General features: G+C 72.3%; 8 protein-coding genes and 1 pseudogene. 4 read left to right on the top strand and 5 right to left on the bottom strand.

What is annotated here, in order from left to right; all coding sequences use genetic code 11:
• The first annotated feature begins 96 nt into the window (after positions 1-96).
• Positions 97-2,244 carry a restriction endonuclease gene (locus OHS57_RS17000; RefSeq protein ID WP_328582502.1) on the top strand — a complete coding sequence of 716 codons (2,148 nt, stop codon included), beginning with the start codon at positions 97-99 and terminating at the stop codon, positions 2,242-2,244.
• A 39-nt stretch (positions 2,245-2,283) separates the two neighbouring features.
• On the opposite strand, the gene OHS57_RS16995 is transcribed toward OHS57_RS17000, so the two are convergent.
• Positions 2,284-3,675 carry an NAD(P)/FAD-dependent oxidoreductase gene (locus OHS57_RS16995; RefSeq protein ID WP_328582501.1) on the bottom strand — a complete coding sequence of 464 codons (1,392 nt, stop codon included), beginning with the start codon at positions 3,673-3,675 and terminating at the stop codon, positions 2,284-2,286.
• A gap of 83 nt (positions 3,676-3,758) precedes the next feature.
• Between OHS57_RS16995 and OHS57_RS16990 the strand changes: the two are divergent.
• A pseudogene (locus OHS57_RS16990) lies at positions 3,759-4,637 on the top strand (aminoglycoside phosphotransferase family protein); the annotation flags it as partial.
• A gap of 79 nt (positions 4,638-4,716) precedes the next feature.
• A complete protein-coding gene (locus OHS57_RS16985) occupies positions 4,717-5,211 on the top strand; it encodes a GNAT family N-acetyltransferase (RefSeq protein WP_041988326.1) in 495 nt (164 codons plus the stop codon).
• Between the two features lie 21 nt (positions 5,212-5,232).
• On the opposite strand, the gene OHS57_RS16980 is transcribed toward OHS57_RS16985, so the two are convergent.
• The 3 genes from OHS57_RS16980 to OHS57_RS16970 all read right to left on the bottom strand — a co-directional run bounded on the left by OHS57_RS16980 (position 5,233) and on the right by OHS57_RS16970 (position 9,428).
• A complete protein-coding gene (locus tag OHS57_RS16980; protein ID WP_078863582.1) occupies positions 5,233-6,870 on the bottom strand; it encodes an MFS transporter in 1,638 nt (545 codons plus the stop codon).
• Between the two features lie 207 nt (positions 6,871-7,077).
• Positions 7,078-8,130 carry a zinc-binding dehydrogenase gene (locus OHS57_RS16975; protein WP_328582499.1) on the bottom strand — a complete coding sequence of 351 codons (1,053 nt, stop codon included), beginning with the start codon at positions 8,128-8,130 and terminating at the stop codon, positions 7,078-7,080.
• 116 nt (positions 8,131-8,246) lie between these two features.
• Complete coding sequence (locus OHS57_RS16970) at positions 8,247-9,428, bottom strand: NAD(P)-binding protein (RefSeq protein ID WP_328582498.1); 1,182 nt, start codon at positions 9,426-9,428, stop codon at positions 8,247-8,249.
• 184 nt (positions 9,429-9,612) lie between these two features.
• Here OHS57_RS16970 and OHS57_RS16965 point away from each other — a divergent pair, with 184 nt between their 5' ends.
• A complete protein-coding gene (locus OHS57_RS16965) occupies positions 9,613-10,302 on the top strand; it encodes a pentapeptide repeat-containing protein (protein WP_328582497.1) in 690 nt (229 codons plus the stop codon).
• A 391-nt stretch (positions 10,303-10,693) separates the two neighbouring features.
• Here OHS57_RS16965 and OHS57_RS16960 read toward each other — a convergent pair whose 3' ends face one another.
• Positions 10,694-11,191, bottom strand: a complete 498-nt coding sequence (locus OHS57_RS16960; protein ID WP_041988336.1) for a hypothetical protein — start codon at positions 11,189-11,191, stop codon at positions 10,694-10,696.
• Positions 11,192-11,210: the final 19 nt, after the last annotated feature.

The raw sequence follows: 11,210 nt of genomic DNA, 5'->3' as shown, positions 1-11,210 counted from the left end.
CGGCCCAGAAGATCGGCGACGGCTCGTTCCGAGAGACCGTCGGTGTCCGGGACAATTGCCTTTCGGGTGTGGGCGGGTGGGGAGAGGTGTGGCCATATGAGTCGTCGTTCCAGCGGCCTGGTGGGGGTCTGGGCCGAGGCGCAGCGACAGCAGCAGCGGCAGCAGGAGGCGCGGATACGCTCCGCCACCCAGCAGCAGCGGGAGTACGAGCGGCAGCAGCGGGCGTACGCGCGGGACGCGGCGCGGGCCAACCGGGAGCAGCAGGCGGAGTACCGGCGGCAGCGGGAGGCGGAGGCGCAGCGCCGTACGGCCGAACTGGACGCACGCGTGGCCGCGTTGGAGGGGCTGCTGGTCGCGGGCTGCCGGGCGCCTGCCTTCCGTACGTCGGCGCTGTCGCGCGCGGCCGACGTCGAGCCTTTCGCACCGGGCCAGTTGGCGTTCCCCGTACCCATGCCGGACCCGGCGCGCTACCAGCCGCAGGGCGGCGGCTGGTCGGCGGGCCGGCGGGCGGCGGCGCAGCGCGAGGCGCAGGCGCGGTACGAGCACGACCTGCGGGCGGCCCAGCACGCCGAGGGGCAGCGGCAGCAGCACCTGGCGGCGTACCGGCAGCAGTACGACGCCTGGGCGGGCGGGCAGTTGGCCGAGGTACGCGCGCACAACGCGGGCGTCGCCACGATGGCGTCGGCCCTGCGGGACGGTGAGCCCGAGGCGGTCGTGGACTACTTCTCCGCCGCGCTGTACGCCTCGACCGCCTGGCCCGAGGGGTTTCCGCGCCAGGTGTCGGCCGCCTTCGACCGGGCGGCGGGGCAGCTGGTGCTGGACTGGGAGCTGCCCGGCTTCGACGTGGTGCCCGAGGTGAAGTCGGTGCGGTTCGTGCCGAGTCAGGACCAGGAGAAGGAGACCGCACGTCCTGTGACCCAGCGACGCGCCCTGTACCGGGGGGTGTTGGCGCAGTGTGTGCTGCTGGTGGTGCGGGACCTCTTCGTGGCGGACGAGTTCCGTACGGTGCGTTCGGTCGTCGTGAACGGCTTCGTCGACGACTTCGACCCCGCGACGGGCCAGGAGGCGCGGGTGTATCTGGCGTCGGTCCCGGCCGAGCGCACCGACTTCGACGCGTTGAACCTGGAGCTGGTCAGTGCGGTGGACTGTGTGACGGAGTCGCTGCGCGGCCAGTTGTCGGCGCGTCCCGACCAGCGGGCCGCCGTACGGCCCCCGCGCTTCCCCGACCAGGTGGGTTCGGGGGTGGTGTCGCACGGCGGCGGCGAGGAGCCGGATCTGCTGGCGATGGACCCGGTGGAGTTCGAGCGTCTGGTGGCCGAGCTGTTCCGGGCGCGCGGCATGCAGGCGCTGATGACGCAGCGGTCGAACGACGGCGGGGTGGATGTGGACGCCCTTGACCCGGACCCGATCAGCGGCGGGAAGATCATTGTGCAGGTGAAGCGGTACCGCAACACCGTGCCGCCGACGGCGGTGCGTGACCTGTACGGCACGGTGCAGGGCGCGGGCGCCAACAAGGGTGTACTGGTGACGACTTCGGGTTTCGGCCCCGGCTCGTACACCTTCGCCAACGGCAAGCCGCTGACACTGGTGTCGGGCGCGGAACTGGTGGAGCTGCTGCATGCGCACGGGCTGCGGGGGCGGCTGGGCGACGGGGCGGGGGCGGGGTCCGACGGTGCCGCGGCGTCGGACGCCGACGGTGTGGCTGCCGGCGCCGACGGTGTGGCTTCCTACGGCGACGGTGTGGCTTCCGACGGTGGCGGTGACTTCAACACCCTCGGTATGACCTGGGCGGGACCGGTACAGCTCGACGTGTGCGCGCTGGTGTGCCGGGGGAACCGGGTGCTGAGCGACGACCACTTCGTGTTCTTCAACAACGCCCGCACACCTGACGGTTCGGTCCGGATGGTCCCCGCCACGTCAGGGGACCGCGCCGCGATCCGGGTCGGCTTCGACGGGCTGCCGGGAGGCGCCGACCGGCTCGTACTCGTGGCCGCCGTGGATCCGGTGGTGAACCCGGAGGCCGACCTGTCGGGTTTCACGGACGCCGGAATCCGGCTGCGGGACACCTCAGGCGCCGAGTTGGACCGGCTGGACGTCTCGGACGGCCGCCCCGGCGAGACCGCGCTGGTGCTGGGGTCGTTCCGCCGCCGTGCGAGCGGCGACTGGGACTTCGTACCGGGCGGACAGGGCTACCGGGGCGGACTTGAGCAGCTGGTCACGGACTTCGGCATAGAGGTGGAGTGACGGCCCCGGCCATCCGTCACTCCCGCTGACCGGGCGGTGTCAGCGCCCCGAGATCCGGTCCGCCGCCCGTGCGATGCCGTGCGTCGTCGTCGTACGGGCAGTGGACTCGCGCCGGTCCGCGGTGCGGTACGCCGCGTACATGCCGTGGACGCCGAGCCAGCGCAACGGCTCCGGTTCCCACTTGCGCACCTTGTGGTTGACCCAGGGCAGTGTGGTCAGTTCGGTGGGCCCCGACTGGCCGCTGTCCTGCTGGATCAGATCGCGCAGCGTACGGGCGGCGAGGTTGGTGGTCGCGACGCCCGACCCGACGTAACCGCCCGCCCAGCCGAGCCCGGTGGCGCGGTCGAGCGTGACCGTCGCGCACCAGTCGCGCGGCACGCCGAGCACCCCCGACCAGGCGTGGTCGATCCGGACGCCAGCCGTGGTGGGGAAGAAGCGGACCAGGATCTCGCGCAGCGCCTCGATGGTGGCGGCCTGCGTGCGCCCGTCGTTGTCGGTCTTCGAGCCGAAGCGGTACGGGACGCCCCTCCCGCCGAGCGCGATGCGGTCGTCGGCGGTGCGCTGCGCGTACATGTACGCGTGGGCCATGTCGCCGAGAGTTTCGCGGCCGTCCCAGCCGATGGTGTCCCAGAGCGCTGCGGACAGCGGCTCGGTCGCGATCATCGAGGAGTTCATGGGGAGCCAGGTGCGGTGCGCGCCCTTGATACCGGCGGTGAACCCCTCGGTGCAGCGCAGGATGTACGGGGCGCGGACGGTGCCGTACGGGGTGGTCGCGTGCTTGGGCTTGATCTCCGTCACGGGCGTCGACTCGTGGATGGTGACGCCCAGCGCCTCGACGGCGGCGGCCAGCCCCTTCACCAGCTTGACGGGGTGCAGCCGCGCGCCGTGCGGGGTCCACGTCGAGCCGACGGCTCCGGTGACCCTGACCCGTTCCGCCGTCTCGCGCGCGCCGCGCAGCAACCGGTCGGTCTCGCCGAAGGCGATCTCCACGGAGTGGTAGTCCTTGAGCCGGCTGAGCTGGGCCGGGGTGTACGCGACCTCCAGCACACCGCCCTGGTGGATGTCGGCGTCGATTTTCTCCTCGGCCGCGACGCGCACGACCTCGTCGACCGTGTCGTTCATGGCCCGCTGGAGGCGTACGGCGGCCTCGTGACCGTGGAGCTTGGCGTACCGGTCACGGCCCGCGATCCCGTTGTAGAGCCAGCCGCCGTTGCGCCCCGAAGCGCCGTACCCGCAGAACTTCGCTTCGAGGACGGTGATGTTGAGGAAGGGGACGGCCTTCTTCAGGTAGTACGCCGTCCAGAGACCGGTGTAGCCGCCGCCGACGATGCAGACGTCGGCCGTCGCGTCACCGGGGAGTGGTTCCCGTGGGGCGGGGACGCCGTCCTGCGCGTACCAGAAGGAAATGCCGCCGTTGATCGTGCTGCTCATGTGGCTGTTCGTACACCTGTGCAGGTAGCTGTGTCCAGGAGTGCCGGTCGGGTGCCCGTACCTGGGTGGTGCCCGTACGTAGGATCGACGCCGTGCTGGACATTCCTGCGGAACTGGTCGCGAGCCAGACGAGGTACCAGGGCGCCGCGGGCCGCGCGTTCATCGCCGAACTGCCGGACCGGGCGGCGCGGTTCCTCGACCGCTGGCGGCTGCGGGTCACGGGGCCCTCGATGTACGGCATGTGCGCGCTGGTGCTGCCGGTGACGCGCGCGGACGGGGTGCCCGCCGTGCTGAAGCTGCAGATCCTGGACGACGAAACCGCAGGCGAGCCGGTCGCGCTGCGCGCCTGGGGCGGCGAGGGCGCCGTACGGCTGCTGGAGTACGACGGGGCGACGGGGACGCTGCTGCTCGAAGCGCTCGACCCGTCCCGTGACCTGTCGCGCGTCGAGATCCGCGAGGCGGTGCGGATCATCGCCGGGACGCTGGCCCGGCTGACGGCGGTCCCGGCCCCGGCGGGGCTGCGGACGCTCGGCGACCTCGTGGCCCGGATGCTGGAGCGCGTGCCCGGCGTACTGCGGGCGGTCGACGACCCCGGCGAGCGGCGGCTGCTCGCGGACTGCGCGGCGGCCGTACGCGAAGTGGCGGGGGAGCCGGGCGACCGGCTGCTCCACTGGGACCTGCACTTCGACAACGTACTGGCGGCCGAGCGCGCGCCCTGGCTGGCGATCGACCCGAAACCCCTCGCCGGCGACCCCGGCTTCGAGCTGCTGCCCGCGCTCCACAACCGTTTCGAGGCGGCCGACGTGCGGTGGCGGTTCGACCTGATGACGGAGGTCATGGGGCTCGACCGGCAGCGGGCGGGCGCCTGGACGCTGGCGCGGGTGCTGCAGATCGCGCTGTGGAAGCGGACGGGCGGGGAGGGACGGCTGGGACCGGACCAGGAGTACGTGGCACGGACGCTGCTCGCCCCGCGCCGGCGGCCAGGAGCCGCCGCCGGACGTCGGGTGGCGCGCCCGGCGGTCGATCGGGCAGGCTGCGGGCATGATTCGTGACGCCACACCCGCCGACGTCCCGGCCATCCACGCGATGGTCCGTGAACTCGCCGAGTACGAGAAAGCACTGGACGAGGCACGCGCCACGGAGGCGCAGCTGCACGAGGCGCTGTTCGGTGAGCGGCCCGCCGCCTTCGCGCACATCGCGCAGACGCCCGAGGGGGAGCCGGTCGGCTTCGCGCTCTGGTTCCTGAACTTCTCGACCTGGCGCGGGGTGCACGGGATCTACCTGGAGGACCTGTACGTACGGCCCGGCTCGCGCGGCCACGGCTACGGCAAGGCGCTGCTGCGTGAGCTGGCCAGGATCTGCGCCGAGCGCGGGTACGAACGCCTGGAGTGGTCGGTGCTGGACTGGAACGAGCCGTCCATCGCCTTCTACCGGTCGCTGGGGGCGCTGCCGCAGGACGAGTGGACGGTGTTCCGGCTGACGGACGACGCGCTGACCGCGCTGGGAGCCCGGCAGGAGCCGGACGACAGGTCCTAGGGCCTGTCGCGCGGACACGACCTAGCCCGACACCGCCGCCGGCTCGCTCGCCTCGCGGCTGCTGGGCGACTTGGCGTTGACCATCAGGGCCCCGATGACCGCGGCGCCCAGCAGGATGATCGACGCCCATGTGATGGCCACGGTGAAGCCGTGGACCGTACCGGTGTTGACGATCTGGTGCTTCGCCGCCGGGGTGAGCCCGCCCTCGCGGGCCGCGGCGGCGAGATGGCTCGTCAGGTACGTGGCGGTGGTGGTCGTCGCGATCGTGTTGAGCAGCGCCGTACCGATGGAGCCGCCGACCTGCTGGGCGGTGTTGATCGTCGCCGACGTGACACCCGAGTCCCGCGGCGGGACGCCCGCCGTGCCGGTGGAGATGGCCGGCATGAAGACGAGACCGAGACCGAGGCCCAGCAGCAGCGTCCCGGGCAGGATGTGCGACGGGTAGCTGGAGTGGGTGTCGATGAACCGCAGGCTGAACAGCCCGCCGGAGGCCAGCAGCAGACCGGGCACCAGCAGGAAGCGCGGTGGCACGTGCGGCAGCAGCCGGGCGGAGATCTGCGTCGAACCGATGATGAGCGCCGCCGACATCGGGAGGAACGCGAGCCCGGTCCGCAGCGGCGAGTAGCCGAGGATGTTCTGCAGGAAGAACGTCATGAACAGGAACGCGCCGAACAGGCCGATGGTCGTCAGACCCATGACGATCATGGAGCCGCCGCGGTTGCGGTCCCGCACGATGTGCAGCGGCAGCAGCGGCCCGGGGGAGCGGGTTTGCCACCACGTGAACGCGCAGAGCGCCACGACACCGATGGCGAACATCGTCAGCACGAGCGAGGACGTCCAGCCGTCGGACTCCGCCTCGCTGAGACCGTAGACGATGGCCACCAGACCGCCGCAGCCGAGGATGACGCCCGGGATGTCGAGATGCGCGCCCTTGGCGCCCTCCCGGTCGCTGAGGAGCAGCACGGCGCCGACGACGGCGAGCGCCGCGATCGGCACGTTCACGTACAGGCACCAGCGCCAGTCGAGGTACTCGGTGAGGATGCCGCCGAACAGCAGCCCGATCGCCGATCCCGCACCCGCGATGGCCGCGAAGATGCCGAAGGCCTTGGCGCGCTCGGGGCCGCTGGTGAAGGTCGTGGTCAGCAGGGACAGCGCGGACGGTGCGAGCAGCGCGGCGAAGACGCCCTGCAGGGCACGCGCCGCGAACAGCATCTCGGGGCCCTGCGCCGCACCGCCGATCGCGGAGGCGGCGGCGAAGCCGATCAGGCCGATGATGAAGGTGCGCTTACGGCCGACGAGGTCGGCGATCCGGCCGCCGAGCAGCAGCAGCCCGCCGAAGGCGAGGGTGTACGCGGTGATGACCCACTGCCGGTTGCCGTTGGTCAGGCCGAGATCGCGCTGGGCGGAGGGGAGCGCGATGTTCACGATGGTCGCGTCGAGCACGACCATCAGCTGCGCCGTCGCGATGACGGCCAGCGCCCACCACCGGTGGGCGTCCGGCTGGTCCCCCGAGCCCTGCTGCGGGGCGCCGGGCCGGGAACCGGGCTGGGAGCCGGACGAGGTGTAGGACGGGGTGCCGGACGTGGCGTCGGACGTACTGCCGGTCTGGGAACCGGGGCGGGGGCCGGGCTGTGCGCCGGAGGTCGCCGGATCGCTCATCGGGGTATTCCTCCACTGTGGACAGCGGCCTCTGCCGCGGCAGGGGCTGGGCTTCTACGCAGAGCACCTTTTGCCCAGAACACCATGGATTGTCGGTGTTCGCCCGCGCGGCGCCCGCCGCGACGGCCCCCGGCGTCCGCCGCGACGGCCCCCGGCGTCCGCCGCGACGGCCCCCGGCGTCCGCCGCGACGGCCCCCGGCGGAGCCGTCAGGCCCGGCTGCGGCTGCGGCCCGGTTCCAGGACGACCTTGCCCGTCGTCGCCCGCGTCTCCAGCGACCGGTGCGCCAGAGCGGCCTCGGCCAGCGGGAAGCGCTGTACGGCGGGGCGCACCCGGCCGGCTGCCGCGTCGGCGAGCGCGCGCGCTTCGAGTACGCGCAGGTCGCCGCCCGCCTTCTGGACCATCGGAGGGCCGAGGACGTTACGGGAGGTGATGCCGCGCGCGGCGAGGTCGTCGGCGGTGAAGGCCAAGGGCTGCCCGTCCTGGATGCCCTGGCCCGACCAGCCGAAGACGACGTGCTGGCCGCCCGTGGCGAGGAGGTCGACGGCGGCGAGCGCGGTGGGGCCGCCGACGGAGTCGTACACGATCGTGGCGCCCTTGCGGTCGTTCTCGCCGTTGTCTTCGCCGGCTCTGAGGAAATTCTTGACCTGCGCCGCCCAGTCGGGGGCCGTGTAGTCGACGGCCAGATCGGCGCCGTTGGCGGCGACCTTGGCGACCTTGGCGGGGCCGCCGGCCAGGCCGACGACGGTGGCGCCCGCGTTCTTCGCGTACTGGACCAGGAGGGTGCCGATCCCGCCGGCCGCCGCCGTGACGACGACGGTGCTGTCCGGGCCGAGATCGGTGAACTGCAGGATGCCCAGCGTCGTACGGCCCGTGCCGATCATGGCGACGGCCTCGGCCTCGTCGAGCCCGTCCGGCACGGCGTGCAGCCGGGTCACGTCGCAGACGGCGAGTTCGGCATAGCCGCCGGGCACCATGCCCAGATGGACGACGACGCGCTTCCCGAGCCAGCTCGCGTCGACACCTTCGCCGAGCGCATCGACCGTGCCCGCGACCTCACGGCCGGGGATGGTGGGCAGTTCGGTGGGGACGGGGCGGGGACCAGGGCCGGCCATGCCCTGGCGCAGGGCGGTGTCGAGCAGATGGACGCCGGCGGCCGCGACGGCGATACGCACCTGGCCGGGGGCGGGTACGGGGTCGTCGGTGCGCTCGTAGCGGAGATTCTCGGCGGGGCCGAAGGCGTGGAGGACGATGGCGTGCATGGCGGGCTCCCTGGGGTTCGGCCGGGCGGTTCGGCGTGACCGTGCGGCCGGGGTTCGGCCGGGCGGTTCGGCCGAGCGGTTCGGCCGGGCTTCCGGATCACGCACACCCTCCGACCTCAAGCGCGCTTGAGGTCAAGCTGCGCCAGATGGGTCCGCCGCGCGAGATGCCGGAGCGCCAGTGAAGCGGCGGTGATGCCGCTGTTGAACGACACCTCCGAGAGCACCCCGGGCGCCGCCACCTGGTCTCCCGCCAGATAGAGCCCCCGCCCGCGGTCGATGGCCGGCCGGTCGCGCCACGTGGTGCCCGGGTGGTCGACGGCGCCGGTACGGCCGGTCGCGAGGGCGTCGCGCCGCCATACGGTGCGTTCGCGCCAGCCGGGGAACCCCAGGTCGAGCAGGGCCTCGGCGCGAGCGGTGCCCGCCGCCCTCGACTCACCGGGACCGATCGGGAACTGCCCCTGGAGCAGCTGCTCACCGGCGGGCGCCACGGACGGATCCTGCGCGGTGAACCGCTCCAGCCAGCCCGGCGCTTCCAGGTCCGAGATGACGAAGGGCTCGCCCTTGCGGGAGCGCAGCGCGAGGTCGAGCAGTACGGTATGGCCGCTCGTCCAGTGCAGGCTGTCGTCCCCGACGAGCCGGCGGGCCGCGTCCATCGAGGTCGCGACGATCACCGGGGTGTCGTCGGGGACGGCGTCGATCCGTACGGTCGTCTCCATCCGGACGCCCAGGTTCCAGGCGCGCGCCGCCATCCGTTCGACGATCTGGCCCCAGCCGCCGACGGGGAAGTGCGCCTCGGGCGGCAGAGCGGCGGCGCGGCGCAGCCGCTCCTGGACGAAGCGGGCGGACAGCGCGCCGGGGTCGTGGTGGAAGAGGGCGACGGCGGCGTAGTGGGCGGCGGCACGCGCGGCGCGGGGGCCGGCGACGGCCGAGGCCCACTCGGTGAAGGAGGTGTCGACCGGGGCCTCTTCGACGGGACGCCGGGTCAGCCGCAGCAGGCTGAGGGGTGGGGTCCTGCGCAGGGCGCCGCCGCGGTGGAAGCGGAAGCGGGAGCCCTCGCGCAGAGGTACGGCGGCGACCGGCCCGAGCAGGTCGCGCTGCCGCAGCCAGGACCAGTGCGGGCCGCGGTTGTAGAGGGCGTGCGGCCCCTCGTTGGTGAGGTAGGGGCCTTCGGCGGTACGGGCCCGGCCGCCGAGGGTGTGATGGGCCTCGTACAGGGTCACCCGGGCGCCTCCCTCGGCGGCGGTGATGGCGGCGGTGAGGCCGGCGAGGCCCCCACCGATGACGCTGATGCGATTCATGACGCGTCGCTCCTACCTGGTCCGGTTGCTCGGTGTTGGGCACGGTGCTGGGACGGTGCTGGACATAGGACGGCCGGGAGGGCGGGGATGTGACATCGCGCGGGTACGGGTATCTGTCGTGTTGTCACGCTGTCCCGCGGTCGCTGCCGACCTCGTTGTCAGTGGCGTGCGCAACGATGGGGGCATGGCACGAAAAACGAACGGCGGACCGGCGAAGGCGCGGCGGGTGGAAGTGCGGCGGGCCGAGGTGCGGCTGCCGCCGCTGTCCCCGTACGGGGGTGGTCTTGAGCCGGACGGTGACTACGACGGGCTGGAGTTCAGAGACCTGGATCTGGCGGGCCAGGAGGGCGCAGGCGCCCGGTTCATCGACTGCGCGCTGCGCGAGTGCGCCCTGGACGAGACGTCGCTCGTCCGCGCCCGGTTCATCGACTCCGTACTGAGCGGGGTGCGCGGGGTCGGCACGGACCTCGCGGGGGCTTCGCTGCGCGATGTGGAGGTGCTGGACGCGCGGCTGGGCGGGGTGCAGTTGCACGGCGCCGTGCTGGAGCGGGTGCTGATCAAGGGCGGCAAGATCGACTATCTGAATCTGCGCAAGGCGAAGCTGAAGGACGTGGTGTTCGAGGGCTGTGTGCTGGCCGAGCCGGACTTCGGCGGGGCCGAGCTGGAGCGCGTCGAGTTCCGCGACTGCGTCCTGCGGCGCGTCGACCTGACGGCCGCTCGGCTGAAGGACGTCGATCTGCGGACGGTCGCGGAGCTGGACATCGCGCGGGGCCTGGACCGGCTGTCGGGAGCGGTGATCAGCTCGGCCCAACTGCTCTATCTGGCTCCGGCGTTCGCGGCGCAGATAGGGGTGCGCGTGGAGGACGGGGTGTGAGGACCCCGTCCCTCGGACGAGGTCCGGCGGGCCGGGGATTTTCGAAGGCCCCGACCTGGGGGGATGGGTCGGGGCCTTCGCGGTGCTCCGCAGGTACGCCGTTTGTGGGGGGAGGAAGCGGTTCACGCTTCCCGGCAGCACCTGGGCAGTCATCGTCTGCCCGAGAGGGCCTGATGTATGTCCTATGAACGCGGAATCGCTGAGGGGAGTCTGTGACCACTTTGTGAAGGATTTGAAAGCGCGTGCGTCGTGCCTGGTCAGGGGTGTGGGGTGGAGTGATTGAGGACGATTCGGAGTCGTGGATTCCGATGATTACGGCGGCTTCGGAGGCGTCGATACGTGTGGTGACGGCGTGTCGAGAAGTGAGTCGAGGCGCGTGTCGGGACGGCGTTCAGACGCGCGGGAAGCGGGACTGCAGGTCCCAGACGATCGGGTTGCCGGCGAGACCCTCGTGCATGTCGGAGAGATCGGCGACCAGATCGTGCAGGAAGTCGCGCGCCTCACGGCGCAGCAGCCGGTGACTGAACGTCAGCGGCGGCTCGTCGCCCGGCATCCAGTCCGCCTCCACGTCCACGAGCCCGAACCGCCGCATGAACAGCATGCGGTCCGCCGACTCGGTGAAGTCCAGCTCGGCATGTTGCGGCTTGGCGGCCCGGCTGCCGCGCGGATCGCGGTCGAGCTGCTCGACGATGTCACACAGCGCCCACGCGAAGTCCAGCACCGGCACCCATCCCCAGGCGGTGGACACCTCCCGGTCGGCGCCGGTGTCGGCGAGATACACGTCCCCGCAGAAGAGGTCGTGCCGCAGCGCCCGGACGTCGGCGAGGCGGTAGTCGGTCTGCGGAGGATCGGGGAAGCGACGGGAGAGGGAGTAGCCGATGTCGAGCACGGCCCGATGGTGTCACGCC

This window comes from Streptomyces sp. NBC_00370 (assembly GCF_036084755.1).
GTDB lineage: Bacteria > Actinomycetota > Actinomycetes > Streptomycetales > Streptomycetaceae > Streptomyces.
This window is presented reverse-complemented; position numbering and strand designations above follow the sequence as displayed.